General features: G+C 60.7%; 19 protein-coding genes. 13 read left to right on the forward strand and 6 right to left on the reverse strand.

Features of this window, described 5'->3' with window-relative positions; translation table 11 throughout:
- Positions 1 to 19: 19 nt before the first annotated feature.
- From WNE31_RS11005 to WNE31_RS11065, 13 genes are all read left to right on the forward strand, one after another.
- Complete coding sequence (locus WNE31_RS11005; protein ID WP_349979823.1) at positions 20 to 526, forward strand: hypothetical protein; 507 nt, start codon at positions 20 to 22, stop codon at positions 524 to 526.
- Positions 527 to 597: 71 nt separating this feature from the next.
- The gene (gene cmk / locus WNE31_RS11010) at positions 598 to 1,206 is read left to right on the forward strand and encodes a (d)CMP kinase (RefSeq protein ID WP_349979824.1); all 609 of its coding nucleotides are present in this window, start codon (positions 598 to 600) and stop codon (positions 1,204 to 1,206) included.
- Positions 1,207 to 1,812: 606 nt separating this feature from the next.
- Positions 1,813 to 2,697, forward strand: a complete 885-nt coding sequence (locus WNE31_RS11015) for a Hint domain-containing protein (protein ID WP_349979826.1) — start codon at positions 1,813 to 1,815, stop codon at positions 2,695 to 2,697.
- Between the two features lie 210 nt (positions 2,698 to 2,907).
- Positions 2,908 to 3,180 carry a DUF6525 family protein gene (locus WNE31_RS11020; protein WP_349979827.1) on the forward strand — a complete coding sequence of 91 codons (273 nt, stop codon included), beginning with the start codon at positions 2,908 to 2,910 and terminating at the stop codon, positions 3,178 to 3,180.
- Positions 3,181 to 3,386: 206 nt separating this feature from the next.
- Positions 3,387 to 5,066 carry a 30S ribosomal protein S1 gene (gene rpsA, locus WNE31_RS11025; RefSeq protein ID WP_349979828.1) on the forward strand — a complete coding sequence of 560 codons (1,680 nt, stop codon included), beginning with the start codon at positions 3,387 to 3,389 and terminating at the stop codon, positions 5,064 to 5,066.
- 25 nt (positions 5,067 to 5,091) lie between these two features.
- Positions 5,092 to 5,400: a hypothetical protein gene (locus WNE31_RS11030; RefSeq protein WP_349979829.1), complete on the forward strand. Its 309-nt coding sequence runs from the start codon at positions 5,092 to 5,094 to the stop codon at positions 5,398 to 5,400.
- On the forward strand, positions 5,397 to 5,678 hold the full coding sequence (ihfB, locus tag WNE31_RS11035) for an integration host factor subunit beta (RefSeq protein ID WP_043141735.1): 282 nt from the start codon (positions 5,397 to 5,399) through the stop codon (positions 5,676 to 5,678). Before WNE31_RS11030 ends, ihfB begins: the two co-directional genes overlap by 4 nt.
- Before the next feature lie 3 nt (positions 5,679 to 5,681).
- The gene (locus WNE31_RS11040; RefSeq protein WP_349979830.1) at positions 5,682 to 6,032 is read left to right on the forward strand and encodes a LapA family protein; all 351 of its coding nucleotides are present in this window, start codon (positions 5,682 to 5,684) and stop codon (positions 6,030 to 6,032) included.
- A gap of 88 nt (positions 6,033 to 6,120) precedes the next feature.
- Entirely contained in the window at positions 6,121 to 6,789 is a 669-nt protein-coding gene (locus WNE31_RS11045) for a phosphoribosylanthranilate isomerase (RefSeq protein ID WP_349979831.1), read from the forward strand.
- 69 nt (positions 6,790 to 6,858) lie between these two features.
- Positions 6,859 to 7,242 (forward strand): antibiotic biosynthesis monooxygenase family protein, encoded by a 384-nt coding sequence (locus WNE31_RS11050; RefSeq protein ID WP_349979832.1) that lies wholly within the window; start codon positions 6,859 to 6,861, stop codon positions 7,240 to 7,242.
- Between the two features lie 34 nt (positions 7,243 to 7,276).
- Entirely contained in the window at positions 7,277 to 8,530 is a 1,254-nt protein-coding gene (gene trpB / locus WNE31_RS11055; protein ID WP_349979833.1) for a tryptophan synthase subunit beta, read from the forward strand.
- Between the two features lie 48 nt (positions 8,531 to 8,578).
- Complete coding sequence (locus WNE31_RS11060) at positions 8,579 to 8,881, forward strand: hypothetical protein (protein WP_349979834.1); 303 nt, start codon at positions 8,579 to 8,581, stop codon at positions 8,879 to 8,881.
- 76 nt (positions 8,882 to 8,957) lie between these two features.
- Entirely contained in the window at positions 8,958 to 10,322 is a 1,365-nt protein-coding gene (locus tag WNE31_RS11065; RefSeq protein ID WP_349979835.1) for an FAD-dependent oxidoreductase, read from the forward strand.
- Here WNE31_RS11065 and WNE31_RS11070 read toward each other — a convergent pair whose 3' ends face one another.
- The 6 genes from WNE31_RS11070 to WNE31_RS11095 all read right to left on the reverse strand — a co-directional run bounded on the left by WNE31_RS11070 (position 10,323) and on the right by WNE31_RS11095 (position 15,841).
- Positions 10,323 to 10,691, reverse strand: coding sequence for a DUF2237 family protein (locus tag WNE31_RS11070; RefSeq protein ID WP_349979836.1), 369 nt, complete (start codon positions 10,689 to 10,691; stop codon positions 10,323 to 10,325).
- 64 nt (positions 10,692 to 10,755) lie between these two features.
- Positions 10,756 to 11,922: a serine hydrolase domain-containing protein gene (locus tag WNE31_RS11075; protein ID WP_349979837.1), complete on the reverse strand. Its 1,167-nt coding sequence runs from the start codon at positions 11,920 to 11,922 to the stop codon at positions 10,756 to 10,758.
- A 59-nt stretch (positions 11,923 to 11,981) separates the two neighbouring features.
- Positions 11,982 to 13,025, reverse strand: coding sequence for a DUF2332 domain-containing protein (locus WNE31_RS11080; protein ID WP_349979838.1), 1,044 nt, complete (start codon positions 13,023 to 13,025; stop codon positions 11,982 to 11,984).
- The gene (gene pth / locus WNE31_RS11085; protein WP_349979839.1) at positions 13,022 to 13,729 is read right to left on the reverse strand and encodes an aminoacyl-tRNA hydrolase; all 708 of its coding nucleotides are present in this window, start codon (positions 13,727 to 13,729) and stop codon (positions 13,022 to 13,024) included. Before pth ends, WNE31_RS11080 begins: the two co-directional genes overlap by 4 nt.
- A gap of 134 nt (positions 13,730 to 13,863) precedes the next feature.
- Positions 13,864 to 14,493 carry a 50S ribosomal protein L25/general stress protein Ctc gene (locus WNE31_RS11090; protein ID WP_349979840.1) on the reverse strand — a complete coding sequence of 210 codons (630 nt, stop codon included), beginning with the start codon at positions 14,491 to 14,493 and terminating at the stop codon, positions 13,864 to 13,866.
- 181 nt (positions 14,494 to 14,674) lie between these two features.
- Positions 14,675 to 15,841: an alpha-hydroxy acid oxidase gene (locus WNE31_RS11095; protein ID WP_349979841.1), complete on the reverse strand. Its 1,167-nt coding sequence runs from the start codon at positions 15,839 to 15,841 to the stop codon at positions 14,675 to 14,677.
- Positions 15,842 to 15,927 lie beyond the last annotated feature (86 nt).

Raw genomic sequence — 15,927 nt, forward strand, 5'->3', positions numbered from 1 at the left:
CCCTGCATGGGGAGGGCATATGCGGCGTGTTTTCTGGTTCAGCCTGACAGGGGCCCTCGGGATTTACCTCGTGATGGTGTTCTGGGCGATCCCCTATATCGCGCAGGAAGCAGGCGGGCAGGTGCCGTTTGACATGCGCCCCATGGGTTATGGTCTGGAAGAGGCGCGCCGGTTCCTTGGCGACCTGTCCCCGGCGGGGCGTGACTTTTACCTTCATACGCAATTGCGGCTGGATATCTTCTATCCGGCGGCGCTGGGCCTTGCGCTGATCCTCGGGTTGCAGATGCTTTTGCCACGCCCTTGGGCGACGGTGTTCGGCGTTGTTGCCCTGATGGCGACTGCAGCGGATTATTTTGAGAACTTCCTTGTGGCCGGGATGCTGCACACGCCCGTGGCCGAACTTGATGCGGCCACGGTGCAGGTAGCCAGTTTCCTGACGCTGTGCAAATCCATGGGCCACACTGTGTGTTTCGTCGCACTTCTGGTGGGAAGCGTGCATCGGTTGGGACGCAAACTGTTGCGATAGGTCTTGAACCCGCAAGGGCGGGCTGAGATAGAGAGGGCACTTTCCAGACAGGGTTGAGACAGGGGGACAGGATGCGCTTTACCATCGCGATTGACGGGCCGGCAGCGGCCGGAAAAGGCACGATTTCCAAGGCTGTGGCGGCGCATTTCGGGTTTGCCCATCTGGACACGGGGTTGCTGTACCGGGCCGTGGGCGCGCGCACGCTTGACGGAACCGACGCGGTGGCCGCCGCCCGTGCCTTGCAGGCCGGGGATATTGAGGCCGAGAACCTGCGCACGGCCGAAGTCGCACAGGCCGCCAGCAAGGTCGCGGTCATCCCCGAGGTGCGCGCCGCACTGGTGGATTTCCAACGTGCCTTTGCGCGCCGCGCGGGGGGCGCGGTGCTGGACGGGCGCGACATCGGAACGGTGATCTGCCCCGAGGCCGAGGCCAAGCTGTTTGTTACCGCCAGTGCCGAGGTGCGCGCCGAACGGCGGTTTCTTGAACTGGAGGCCAAGGGCGCCGAAGTGACACGGGCGCAGGTTCTGGCGGATGTGAAGGAACGCGACGCACGCGATATGGATCGCTCCGAGGCACCGTTGAAACCGGCCGGGGATGCGGTGCTGATCGACACCAGCGCATTGTCGATTGACGAGGCGGTCGCCAAGGCGATTGCCACGATTGAGGCGCGCATCGCCTGAGGCCCGCAGGCTGGCTTTGCCAGAGCGGGGCAGATCGTCGGGGGATATGTCAGTCCTGAAATTGGCGGCCGCCAAAGGGAACGGATTCTGTGGGCCGGGGGTGCCAGGCCCCGGTTCGCTTCGGACATTTTGCCCGCAGTCCAGCCAGATCGCAAAAGCCCCGTGTCAGGGGGCAGATCCATTTTTCAGTGGTTAACCGCGGGACAGTGTGCAGCAGGCGGGTTAAAGCCGACCTGCGCCTGCGTGCGGTGCATCGGATCGGTCCTCATTTCGGTCTCCAAAGCCAGAATTGTGCTGTAAATGTGGCCGCTATGGCGTCTTGCCCTATTTCTGCCACATTTATCAAGAAAGCTTCAAAGCTACTCCGGGGCTTGATCCCGGACACAAAAAATCCCCAAAAAATGGGGGCGCCCGAAAGGGCATGAGGCAGAGCAATGGCGACGATTTCCTTTTTCGCGCGCGGGTGATAGCAACACCGCGAACAATGCGTATCTGAACGTCGAAAATACGGGTACAACCCCCACGACCGAAATCACGTTCTCAAGCGGGACGGACGGAGATCTTAAGCTTGAACCGAACGGAGGGGCGCCGGATCCCGATACTACCGTGATCATCGACGGTGTCGAAATGAGCTTCACGGTAAACTTTTCCGGGGCCTTGCCACAATCAAACAAACTCAGAAACGTGAATGGAGAGGATCTACGGGGAGAACGGATCGTTGTCATCACCACCGAGGATGGTCAACGTTTGTTTTTCCTGCCGGACGGAATCAGCCTCGCCACGATGGAGGACTTTCCGAACTGGGCTCATAGTCTTGTATCTTTCACGACGACCTTGAACGTACCCGTATGCTTTGTCGAAGGTGCCGGGATATTGACCCCCTCCGGCGAGCGGCCTGTCGAGACACTCGCGATTGGTGACACAGTCACGACGTTTGAAGGTGACACGCGAACCATCCGCTGGATAGCGAAGCGGCACCTGACATTTTCGGAATTGCTCATCGAGCAACGGTTCAGGCCGGTACGTATCGCAAAGGGTGTTCTTGGCAGGGGGCTGCCCGCGCGCGACCTGTGGTTGTCGCCCCAGCATCGTGTGTTATTTGCGGGCTGGGAAGCCGAGTTGCTTTTCCGCAATGCAGAGGTATTTGTACCGGCGATCAGCTTTGCCGATCTGGAAGGCCAGGGAGCGGCAGATATCGTCTGCGGCGTTACCTATTACCATCTTTTACTCGAACGGCACGAAGTGCTTGTGGCAAACGGTTTGCCTTGCGAGAGCCTGTTTCCGGGAGACGCGGCAATTGCAGCTATGGATGCTGAGGCGCGAGAGGATCTGAAACAGAGGTTTCCTGAATTCCGTCAGGGCTGGGCAGGGTTTGGCGACACGGCGCGACAATCCCTGACACGGCGCGAAGGAGAGCTGCTTTTGGCATACGCAGGAATTGGGGGCGTCAAGAGCAGCGAAACCAAGGTGCCCGTGTCGTTGGCGGCTTGACCCTCACCCGCGTATAACGCCCGACACTTGGGGGCGAGGCCCAACTGGGCGCGGATAATTCCGGTTTAAGTTATTGACTGCAAGGCAATGTACCGCATGTGTGGAAACGCCCTTTGGCCCTCGCACGTCGCGCCTTGAACTAGCTTGCGGGCTGTTTTCACTTTGGGTATGAAATGTGATAACGTAACAATGTGTTCAGGGGTGAGAGACATGGGCCGGAATCTCGCATCAAGTCTTGCAAGGCGCTACCAGAGTGACCCGATGCGCCGTTTTGATCGCCTGCCATCGCCGTTGCGGGCGTGGTTGCGTGAGGCGGCACTGCCCTGGAGCCCGGCCTCCGCCCTACGCATCTGGAACCGCGCCTGTCGCAAGGGCGGGCCGGAACGCGCACTGGCCCGTCTAACCGAGGTTGAAGCAGCCACCCTGGCGCGGGATCGCGTGTCATTTGCCTTTGACGCCTCGCAAAAACGCAAAACCGGTTGATAATCGCGCCTTGTGGGTGTAGAGAGCGCCCTGTCGACAAGGCGAACACCGCCATAGAACAAAAGAGACGAGCAGGGTCGGAACCTCCGGCCCTCTTTGTTTTATGTGTGCGTCTGACCAATCTGTCTGCAAAAGCAGGCGTCACCAAGACCGGCGGAGACAACCGCTCGGCCCGAAAAAACGTTAGTAAAGGAAACTGAGACCACATGGCTCAAAACGTATCGATGGAGGAATTCGAAGCCCTCCTGAACGAAAGCTTCGAAATGGACACCCCGAACGAGGGTTCGGTTGTCAAAGGCAAGGTCATCGCAATTGAAGCGGGCCAAGCCATTATCGACGTAGGCTACAAAATGGAAGGCCGCGTTGATCTGAAAGAATTCGCAAACCCCGGTGAAGCCCCTGAAATCGCTGTTGGCGACGAAGTCGAAGTCTTCCTGCGCGCGGCTGAAAACGCCCGTGGCGAAGCCGTCATCTCGCGCGAGATGGCCCGTCGCGAAGAAGCATGGGATCGCCTGGAAAAAGCATATGCAGACGACGCACGCGTCGAAGGCGCCATCTTTGGCCGCGTAAAAGGCGGTTTCACCGTCGATCTGGGTGGCGCCGTGGCCTTCCTGCCCGGTTCGCAAGTTGACGTGCGCCCCGTGCGCGACGCCGGCCCGCTGATGGGGCTGAAGCAGCCGTTCCAAATCCTCAAGATGGACCGTCGCCGTGGCAACATCGTTGTGTCGCGCCGTGCGATCCTCGAAGAATCGCGCGCCGAACAGCGTGCCGAGGTTATCGGCAACCTGTCCGAAGGCCAGGCGGTCGAAGGTGTGGTCAAGAACATCACCGAATACGGTGCATTTGTTGACTTGGGCGGCGTTGACGGCCTGCTGCACGTCACCGACATGGCATGGCGCCGTGTGAACCACCCGTCGGAAATCCTGTCGATCGGTGAAACTGTCAAGGTACAGGTCATCAAGATCAACAAGGAAACCCACCGCATCTCGCTGGGCATGAAGCAACTGCAAGACGATCCGTGGGATCTGGTGGCTGCCAAGTACCCGCTGGAATCGGTCCACACCGGTCGCGTCACCAACATCACCGACTACGGTGCGTTTGTTGAGCTGGAGCCCGGCGTTGAAGGTCTGGTTCACGTGTCCGAAATGTCCTGGACCAAGAAGAACGTGCACCCCGGCAAGATCGTGTCGACCTCGCAAGAAGTCGAAGTCATGGTTCTGGAAATCGACAGCGCTAAGCGCCGCGTTTCGCTGGGTCTCAAGCAGACCATGCGCAACCCGTGGGAAGTGTTTGCAGAAACCCACCCCGAGGGCACCGAGGTCGAAGGCGAAGTCAAGAACATCACCGAGTTCGGTCTGTTCATCGGTCTCGACAACGACATCGACGGCATGGTTCACCTGTCGGACATCTCGTGGGACGAGCGCGGCGAAGACGCCATCCAGAACTACAAGAAAGGCGACGTTGTCGGCGCCGTGGTTTCGGAAGTTGACGTCGACAAAGAGCGCATCTCGCTGTCGATCAAGGCACTGGGCGGTGACAAGTTCGCAGAAGCCGTTGGCGGCGTGAAGCGTGGCTCGGTCATCACCGTGGAAGTGACCGCGATCGAAGATGGCGGCATCGAGGTCGAGTACGAAGGCATGAAGTCGTTCATCCGTCGTTCGGACCTGTCGCGTGACCGTGCAGAGCAACGCCCCGAGCGTTTCTCGGTTGGTGACAAGGTCGACGTGCGCGTGACCAACGTTGACAGCAAGACCCGTCGTCTGGGCCTGTCGATCAAGGCACGCGAGATCGCCGAAGAGAAAGAAGCCGTGGAACAGTACGGGTCTTCGGACTCGGGCGCATCGCTGGGCGATATCCTCGGCGCGGCTCTGAAATCGGGCGACTGATAAGATCGAACCGGATCTCCGGTTTATGGAAACGGCCTCGCGGATGCGCGGGGCCGTTTTTCTTTGCATGGGCAACAGTTTCGCCGAACGGTTCGAGCAGCTGAAGGGTTTTCCATTCCGAATCAACGAGTTCTCTGCGCCGCAGAAGCCCGGCCGCGATACCCTGCATCCGCTGGCAGGCGGCGGCCTTTCGCCGATCCGTCCAAAAAACCGGCGTCTGCACCGTGATTTTCCGATCTTGGCCCCGCAATTTGTTTCCGTTTTGCGGGATTGTTCCTATAGTTGGCGTGATGCACGCAACAAGACATGCACGCCCAGGGAGATACACACATGATCCGTTCGGAACTGATCCAGAAGATTGCAGATGAAAACCCGCACCTATACCAGCGGGACGTAGAACGGATCGTTAACACGATCTTTGACGAAATCACCAACGCCATGTCCCGCGGGGACCGTGTCGAGCTGCGTGGCTTCGGGGCCTTTTCGGTCAAGAAGCGCGACGCCCGCGTGGGCCGCAACCCGCGCACCGGAGAATCGGTGCAGGTCGAGGAAAAGCACGTGCCTTTCTTCAAGACGGGCAAGCTGTTGCGTGATCGTCTCAACGGAAAGTAATCCATGCGATATATTCGTTACGCGTTTCTTGGTGCGATCGGGATTGCCCTGATCTCGGTGGCGATTGCCAACCTGCAGCCGGTGCAGCTTGTGCTGTTGCCCGATGCCCTGGCCGAACTGTTCGGCTTTAACAAATCGGTGACCCTGCCGCTGTTCGTTGTCATTCTGGGCAGCGTGGTGGTCGGCCTGCTGATCGGGTTCGTCTGGGAATGGCTTCGCGAGCACAAGCATCGCTCGGAAAAGGTGAAGACCCAGAAAGAGCTGAAACAGACCCAGCGCGAGGTGCGCCGTCTGAAGGGCAAACAGAACGAAAAGAAAGACGAGGTTCTGGCGCTGCTCGACGAGGCAAGCTGAATCCCGAACACAAGAACACCGGGGCCTGTGTCCCGAGGCAAAGGGCGGTGTGGTTTACAGACCGCCTTTTTTGCGTGAAAGAGAGCGCATGAATATTCGTGTGAAAATCTGCGGGCTGAAAGAGCCTGAGCATGTCGTGGCCGTCGCCGAGGCGGGGGCCGCCTATGCGGGGTTCGTATTCTTTGAAAAATCACCGCGCCACGTGTCGGTGCCCCAAGCGCGTGACCTTGCGCTGGCGGCGCCAGTGGGGCTGGCCAAAGTGGCGCTGACCGTGAATGCGGATGATGCGTTTCTGGACGGGCTGGTCGAGGCGGTGCCGCTGGACATGTTGCAGCTGCACGGGCGCGAAACGCCGGAACGGGTGGCCGAGATTCGCGCCCGCTATGGCCTGCCTGTGATGAAGGCGGTCGGTATCGCGGACGACTCCGACCTGTCCCAGCTACAGGCCTATGGTGCGGTCGCTGATCAATTGCTGGTCGATGCCAAGCCGCCCAAAAACGCAGACCTGCCGGGCGGCAACGGGCTGTCTTTTGACTGGCGTCTGGTGAACCGGAAATACTGGCCCTGCCCGTGGATGTTGGCAGGCGGGCTGACCCCCGAAAACGTTGCCACGGCGGTGCAGATGACAGGCGCGCGGCAGGTCGATGTCTCTTCGGGCGTGGAAAGCGCGCCGGGCGTCAAGGACGTGGCGTTGATCCGCGCCTTTGTTGAGGCGGCAAATGGGCAGGGTGCGCAGCAGGTGCCGATCCTGACTTGATCCGGCACAGGCTGGTTTCGCCTTGCGATCAAACTATCCTGTAGATCTCCTGATGTCTGGAGATCACCCATGTACTATGTTGCGGTCGGCGCCGCCAAAATGCGCCATTGGTGGCACTACCCCGAGTTTTTCTGGCGTGCATCAGCCGCGTTGAAACAGGCAAAAACGGCCAGAGGATGTGTGGTGGCAAAGACGGTGCCTGCCCTTGGGCACTACTTTTCGATCACGGTCTGGGAAAGCCCTGCACATATGAAGGCCTATGTCACAAGTGGCGCGCATCGCGGGGCTTTGAAGATGGGGCCAAAACTGACGGAAAGTTCGGTGTTTCACGGGTTTTGGTCCGAAACAATCCCGTCTGTTTCCGTGGCCCTCAGGGCCTGGACACAAGCCGCGCGTCACATTGAACCCTCTGCGATGCAAAATCCGGTGGCAAAACCAGTGGATCACACTTAAACACGGGCGAGATACCCTCTTTGGAGACGCTTCTATGTCGAACGATCTTTTCAACAGCTTCATGAATGGTCCCGACGAAAAGGGCCGGTTCGGGAAATTCGGGGGCCGCTTCGTGTCGGAAACGCTGATGCCGCTGATCCTGGATCTTGAAGCCGAATATGAAAAGGCCAAGACGGATCCGACCTTCTGGGACGAGATGAACGATCTCTGGACGCATTACGTGGGGCGTCCCAGCCCGCTTTATTTTGCCGAGCGCATGACCGAGACGCTGGGCGGTGCCAAAATCTATCTGAAGCGTGACGAGTTGAACCACACCGGCGCGCACAAGATCAACAACGTGCTGGGTCAGATCATTCTGGCGCGCCGCATGGGCAAGGAACGCATCATCGCCGAAACCGGCGCTGGGCAGCACGGGGTGGCCACGGCCACGGTCTGTGCCAAGTTCGGACTGAAATGCGTGATCTACATGGGCGCGCATGACGTGCAGCGGCAGGCGCCCAACGTTTTCCGGATGCGCCTTCTGGGGGCCGAGGTTGTGCCGGTTACGTCCGGGCGTGGCACGCTCAAGGACGCGATGAACGACGCGTTGCGCGACTGGGTGACCAATGTGCGCGACACCTTTTATTGCATCGGCACCGTGGCCGGACCGCACCCCTATCCGGCGATGGTGCGGGATTTCCAGTCGATCATCGGCAAGGAAGTCAAACAGCAATTGCCCGAGTTTGAAGGCGAGGGCGCCCTTCCCGACACTGTCATCGCCGCGATTGGCGGCGGGTCGAACGCGATGGGCCTGTTCTATCCGTTCCTTGACGACAAGTCGGTCAACATCATCGGCGTCGAGGCCGGTGGCAAGGGCGTGGACGACAACATGGAGCACTGCGCCTCGCTGACCGGTGGACGTCCGGGCGTGCTGCATGGTAACCGCACCTACCTGTTGCAGGATGATGACGGGCAGATCCTCGAAGGGTATTCGATCTCGGCCGGTCTGGATTATCCCGGCATCGGCCCAGAGCACAGCTGGCTGCACGATACGGGGCGCGCGCAATATGTGTCGATCACTGACAAAGAGGCGCTTGAGGCGTTCCAGTTTTCTTGTGCGCAAGAGGGCATCATTCCGGCGCTCGAACCCTGTCACGCGCTTGCGCATGTGATGAAGATCGCGCCGACCCTGCCCAAGGATCACGTGCTCGTCATGAACATGTGCGGACGCGGCGACAAGGACGTACAGACCGTCGCCCGCTATCTTGGCTTTGACATGAGCGATACCGAGGGCCGCTCGGTCGATTAAATCACGAAGGGCGTCCTGCGGGGCGCCTTTTTGTTTCGGAGGCGATGCATGATGTGGCGCGGTGTTCTTGTCGCCCTGATCCAGACCATTTGGGTGCTGGCCCCCCCTGCGCTGGCCGATACCGCGCCGAAGGACCGGATCATCGCCGAAATGCAGGCGCAGGGCTATGAGCGGATCACCGTCCGCAACACCCCGTTTGGACGTATGAAGATCACCGGCTATGTCGACGGGCAGGCGCGCATCGTGACGCTGAACCCGAGGTCCGGCAAGGTGTTCGAGGATATCAGCGGCCCGATGGCGCCCCCGCCCGGTCACAGGAACACGCCGGACGGGACGGGCCTGTCCTACTGACGTCCCGCCGAAAAGTTAAATGCCGGTACAGGTTTTGGATTGACGCGGCCTCGGGTGCTGCGCAAACCTGCCGTTCATGCGTACAATCACAGAACCCGCCCGCCAGATTGAAGTCATTCACGAAACCGATGTTCTTGTCGTCGGATCGGGGCCCGGGGGCCTGTCCGCTGCGCTGGCCGCTGCGCGCGCCGGGGTGGCGGTCACGCTGGTGGAACGGTTCGGCTGTTTCGGCGGTAATATCACCGCCGTGGGTGTCGAGGGGATGCACTGGTATCGCCACGAACAGACCGTCGAGTCGATGGGCATTCCCAAGGAATTCGAGGACGCGGCCGTTGCGGCGGGGGCGGCAGTGCCCGAAAGCCAGTCTTTGAGTTACGAGATCGACAGCGAAGGGTTCAAGCTGGTCGCTGACCGGATGGTGGAAGAGGCGGGCATTAACGCCATGCTGCATCGCTCTTTCGTGGCCCCGGTGATGGAGGGCGACCGGATCACCGGGATCATCACCGAATCCAAGGCCGGGCGCGAGGCGATCCTGGCCAGGGTGGTGATTGATGCGACCGGCGACGCGGATGTCGCCCACAGGGCCGGTGCGCCGACCCGCAAGGCCCCGCGCGAAGACCTGATGGCGGCCTCGGTGATGTTCCATGTGGCGGGGCTGGACAAGGCGCGCTTCATCGAAGGCATCAAGGCCGATCCCCAGACCTATGCCGATTGGGGCGGCGGGGGCGAATGGAATATCGAAACCTCGGGTAAAGAGGACGAGATGTTTTCGCCCTTCCTGCACAAGCCGTTCGCGCAGGCGATCAAGGCGGGCATGATCCCGGCGCATCTGAATACCATCGCCGGCACTTGGGGCGCGGCCCATGACACGGGCGAGCTGACCTATATGAACCTGATCCATCTGGCCAATTGCGACGGCACCGATCCCGATGATCTGACCGCGCACGAGATCGAGGGCCGCCGTCAGGCCATGCTCGCGATCGAGGCCTTGCGGGTCTATACGCCGGGGTGCGAAAACATCCGCCTGCGCAACTTCGGGATGACGTTGGGCATTCGGGACACGCGCAAGGTCGACACGGCCTATATCATGACGGAACAGGATGTGCGTGAACAGGGCCGGTTCGAGGACAGTATCGGGATTTTTCCCGAGTTTATCGACGGCTATGGCGTGCTGCTCCTGCCGACCACAGGGCGCTATTTCGAGGTGCCCTATCGCAACCTGCTGCCCAAGAAAATCAAGGGCCTTTTGGTGTCGGGGCGCGCCACGGGGGGCGAGAAAATTGCCCATGCCGCAACACGCAACATGGCCTGTTGTGCGGTGATCGGGCAGGGCGCAGGTGTGGCGGCGGCGCTGGCGGTGCGCTCAAACGCCGATCTGGACGCGATCAATATCACCGCCATCCAGACAGAACTGGACCGGCAGGGCGCGCGGGTGCACTGATCAGACGCGATAAAGTTCCAGCACTTCCAGTGGGATCAGGTCCAGTGTGCGTTCATGGGTTGCCTCAAGCCGCACCTTGGGCGCGCAGCCTTCATCATGGGCCTGCAGGAACCTGCCGGCACACAGACACCATGCGTCTCCGGGTTTCAGCCCCGGAAAGGCAAATTCGGGGTGTGGGGTGCTCAGGTCGTTGCCGACATACTTGGAAAAGGCCAGAAACTCGGCCGTCATGATGGCACAAACGGTATGCACACCCTGATCCTCGAAACAGGTGTTGCAATGCCCGTCGCGGAAGAACCCCGTGACCGGATCACCGGAACAAAGTTCGAGCGCGGTTCCAAGGACGTTGACCGAAGGTTCCATCTGCATGATCCGGCACTCCTGTGTGTGGCTTGCCCTATCATACTAGGGCAAACCGCGATTTGTGCCAAATCTACTGTGCTGCTTCGGCCATTGCCCTGAACATCGCGATATTGGTGTCGGTGACGCCTTCGTCCTTGAACCGGCGGTCTGCCGAGTTCATGGCGATCACCACGCCCAGAGGTTTGTTCACATAGATATACTGGCCATAGATGCCGATGCCGAAGAATTCGCCGTCGCGCACGTCCTTGGGCATCCACCACTGATACCCGTAATGCAGGTTGCCTTCATCCGTATTGGCGCTGGGCACCGTGCTTGCAGCCACCCAGTCGGCGGGTACGATCTGTTGACCACCATAAGCGCCGTCTTGCAGGAACATCTGGCCAAAGCGCGCATAGTCACGCGTGCGGATGTTCAGACCGCCCAGAACAAAGGCCACGCCCACGCCATCGGTGATGTAATAGGGCGACGCCTCGTACCCCAGCGGCTGGATGATCTTTTCCGACAGCAAGGAGGCGATATCGCGACCCGTCGCGCCCCGGATCACCATGCCAAGGATATGGGTGTCGATCGACACGTATTGCCATTCGGTGCCCGCAGCGATGAAGGTCTCGGAGAGGGCCTCGGCGAAGCCGTCCATCGTGCCGCCAAGCGCAATCACGCGCCCCATCCGGTTGATGTCAGAATTATAGTCGAGGTAATCCTCGTTGAAGGTTACGCCGCTGGACATTTGCAACACATTGCGCACCGTCGCCCCGTCATAAGCGGTGCCCTTTAACGAAGGCGCGTATTTCGTGACGGGATCATCCAGACTGTCGATATGGCCTTCGGCCACGATCACGCCGAACAGCGCCGAGAGATAGGATTTGGCCACCGACCACGAAATGCGCTGATCCTCGGGCGCGGTGCCCTTGTAGTAGCTTTCATGCACGATCTGTCCGTCTTTCAGCATGACCAGCGCAGTGACTGAACGCGCGTCGATCCAGTCGCTGAACCCGCCGGGCAGGGGCGTATCCGGCCCCTTGGGCAGGTCAGAAACCGGCCCGTCGCCGCGCGACACTTCGCGGGTCAGGAAGGCCTGATCCATATGCGAGAAATTGTGAACGATCTTTTCTTCGGTAAATAGTGAGTTCACCGCCAGCAGACGATGGATTTCCTCGCGTTTCCAGACGTAGATGACCGCCGCTGCCAGAACCAGCATCAGCAGGATACGGCCTAGCCACTTCCCAAATGTACGCATGTTTCTTCTCCCCTTTTGGCCATTCGACACGCGGGGCAGGGGGCTTGGCAAGCCTGACGTTAGGAAAGGCCGTCTGGGCCCCGCCAATAGACCCAGCGCCCGTGAAAGTCGATCCGGCCCAGATCAATCTGCCGGTCGCCGGGCCAGAGGCGCAGGCTTAGCCCCGCGCCGGGCGTGTCGGCGTCGGCTTCCATCCGCAACCATGCCAGCGGGCGGGACTCGGTCGCGGCGTCCCCGGCGGTTTCAATCAGAGCCTTGCCGCGCGTTTGCACCGCGTCGGGGAAATACTGCCACGCGATTGTGTGATAGATCAGGTGCAGCCCGTCAAAGCGGCCTTCCAGCCGCTGTTCGAGCCAGTCAATCGCGTCGGCGCGGTCCACCTTGGCCTCTTGCAGGGCAATCGCGGCGCGGGTCCGCTCCATCCGTTCGGTCTGGTCGGGCCAGAGATAGGCCAGCAGCCGCAGGGCGCCGTCGGGATTTTGGGCCTGTAGCGGGTTCAGGTCAACGCCGCGGCGGTCTGTGATACGGGGGCGGCTTTGCGGTGGCAGCGGGCCTTGCCAGTCGGGCGACAGGGCCACGGGCGAATTTGCGGATCCGTAAAGGGTGCCGTTCAAGTGCAGGGCAAAGCGGTCGAACATCAGGTTCAATCCGCCGCTTGCCCCCAGTTCTGACAGGCGAACCGGCAGGTCATAGCGGTCGGCCAAAAGATGGGACGTGGCAATCATGGCAACCGCGCGGCGCACCTCGTTGGTCTGGGGGGCATTGTCCACCCAGTCACACAGCCATTGGTCATGGCGGCGCAGCGCAGCCTCGACGGCCTGCCAAAGGGGGGCGTCCCCGGCCTCATGGGGTGGATAGACGGCGGCAAGGTCCGCGTCCATGCCGTTCAGCACAAGCGCGTGCAGGCCGCCGGTGGTGCGTAGGGGCAGGCTGGCGGCCATGGGGCCGATATCGCCCTGCCACCCGGCCAGTTTGGCGGCCAGCGCCGTGTCCTCGGGCCAGTTGTCGGCCAGAAGCCGCAGTAAGCGTCCCATGAACGGGCTGTCCAGCGCCTCGCAATGTCCGGCCTGATCGCGAAAGGCCGCGTGCAGGGCCACCGTCATTTGAACTTGTCCAGCAGCTTTTGCATGGGACTGCGGGTATCTTGGGCCTCGGGCGCCGGCGTAGGGGAGGGCACGGGTTTGGGCGCGGCGGGCTCGGGGGGGCGTTTGGGCTTGGGCTGGGTGGTGGAGGACCGGGGCGGATTCACGCGCAGGGCGACCGCGTTCATGAATTTGCCGGTGTCATCAGCGGCCAGATGCTGCGCCCCGTCCGAGACCCCGCGCAGCACGTCATCCAGCCAGTCCTGATCGGCCTTGGCAAAGTCACGCAGTACATAGCCCGAGACCGCGTTCTTGTTGCCGGGATGGCCTATGCCCATGCGAATGCGGTCGTAATGCGGGCCAATATGCTGGTGGATCGAGCGCAGCCCGTTGTGGCCCGCATGGCCGCCGCCCGCCTTGGCGCGGCATTTGCCGGGGGCGAGGTCCAGTTCATCGTGGAACACGGTCACGTCCGTGCTGTCCAGCTTGTAAAACCGCATGGCTTCGCCGACGGATTGCCCCGAGAGATTCATGAAGGTTTCGGGTTTCAGCAAGATCACCTTTTCGCTGCCGAACTTACCTTCGGAAACCTGTCCCTGGAACTTGCTGCGCCACGGGGCAAAGCCGTGATCTTCGGCGATGCGGTCCAATGCCATGTAGCCGATATTGTGGCGGTTGCCTGCGTATTTGGGGCCGGGATTGCCCAGTCCAACAAACAGTTTCATCTCTTGCGCGCCCCTGTTGCCTGTTGCTCTGATCTATAGGCGTCCGACGGCGCGGAATCAATTCACCTGCCCCAATGAAAAACGCGGTCCCCGAAGGAACCGCGTTTCAATAGAACCGCAAAAGGGCGCAAAGATTATTCTTCTGCAGCCTCTTCGCCTTCTTCTCCTTCGGCTTCATCTTCTGCCGAACGCAGACCCGACGGGGCCGAGATGTTGGCGATGACGAAGTCACGGTCGATGGTCGGCTTGCAACCTTCGGGCAGGGTGACGTCCGAGATGTGCACGATGTCGCCGATGTCCAGACCGCTCAGGTCCACGGTGATGCTCTCGGGGATCTCGCCCGCGGTCACGTTCAGTTCCACCTCGGGACGGACAACGGTCAAAACGCCGCCTTTCTTGATGCCGGGGGCAGCTTCTTCGTTGATGAAGTCAACGTGGATGAACAGGTTGATTTTCGAAGTGCGGCGCAGGCGCAGCAGGTCGATGTGGGTCGGCAGGTCTTTGACCACGTCGCGCTGTACGCCACGGCAGATGACGCGCACGTCTTCCTGGCCTTCAACCTTGAGGTTGAACAGGGTCGACAGGAAGCGGCCTTCTTTCAGTTTCTTCAGCAGAACGTTGAAAGGCATCTGGATTGCGAGAGGCTCTGCGTCGCCGCCATAGACGACACCGGGAACCATGTTGTTGCGACGTGCTTCGCGAGCGGCGCCCTTGCCTGTCCCCGCGCGGACCTCGGCGTGAAGATCAGGGATCTGTCCAGCCATTTGAATTCTCCAATATGTTAGGGCAGGGTGCCTCCAAGGCTGTCACCCCGCGTGAAGCCGCGCTCTTAGCGCAGTCTCGTCCGTTTGGAAAGAGGATTCGCGCAGGTTTTTTGCCGCGCTGCCCCTTTGGACACGGGCGCATCGCGGGCGCGTCCGTGCCGGAGGTTTCAATAGCGCGGGATCACGATTGCCAGCGGCCTGCAAAATCCTCGGGGATCATCAGGATATCGCGGTCCACATCGTTGATGTCGGTGCGTCCGCAAAGGCCCATAGATACGTCGAGTTCGTTGTGGATCAGCTCCAGCGCCTTGGTAACGCCGGCCTCGCCCATCGCGCCAAGACCATAGGTGAAGGCGCGCCCGATATAGGTGCCCTTGGCCCCCATCGCGACCGCCTTGAGCACGTCCTGACCCGAGCGGATACCGCTGTCGAGATGCACCTCGATCTTGTCGCCCACCGCATCCAGTATGGCGGGCAGGGCACGGATCGACGACAGTGCCCCGTCCAGTTGCCGCCCGCCGTGGTTCGACACAATGATCGCATCCGCGCCCACATTCAGCGCCTCAAGTGCGTCGCGCGGGTCGATGATGCCCTTGATGATCAGGGGACCATCCCACATCTTGCGGAATTCGCGGATCCGGTCCCAATCCAGCGCCTGGTCGAACGCCTTCGAGGTCCATGTGCTGAGGCTGCCAGGATCGGTCACGCCCTTGGCATGTCCCACGATATTGCCGAAAAAGCGCCGCTTGGTGCCCAGCATTTCAAGTCCCCAGCTCCATTTCGTGGCAAGGTTGGCCATGGATTTCAGGGTCAGCTTGGGCGGGGCGGACAGGCCGTTCTTGAGGTCCTTGTGGCGCTGCCCCAGCATTTGCAGGTCGACCGTAATCACCGCCGCCGAACATTTCGCCGCTTTGGCGCGGTCGAACAGGCGCTGCATGAAATCGTCGTCTTTCAGGGTGTAGACCTGCATCCAGAACGGTTTGGTCGTGTTTTCGGCCACGTCCTCGATTGAACAGATCGACATGGTCGACAGAGTGAAAGGCACGCCGAATTTCTCGGCGGCGCGGGCCGCCTTGATTTCGCCATCAGCATTCTGCATGCCGGTCAGGCCCACGGGGGCCAGGGCCACGGGCATCGCCACATCCTGTCCGATCATCTGGGTCTTGGTGCTGCGGCCGGTCATGTCGATGGCGACGCGCTGGCGCAGGTAGAGCTTTTCAAAGTCCGATGTGTTCTCGCGGAAGGTCTGTTCCGTCCAGCTGCCGCTTTCGGCATAGTCAAAGAACATGCGCGGCACCCGCCGTTCATAGATATGTTTCAGATCTTCGATATTGGTGATGACGGGCATGATGGGCTCGCTTCTGGGTCGCATTGGTCAAGGTTCTTTACCAATGCGCGGCGTTTGACGCAAGTGCGACCTGTCGCTGCATGGCG

Origin of the sequence: Shimia fortis, assembly GCF_040225985.1 — a bacterium.
In the GTDB taxonomy this organism is placed as follows: domain Bacteria; phylum Pseudomonadota; class Alphaproteobacteria; order Rhodobacterales; family Rhodobacteraceae; genus Shimia.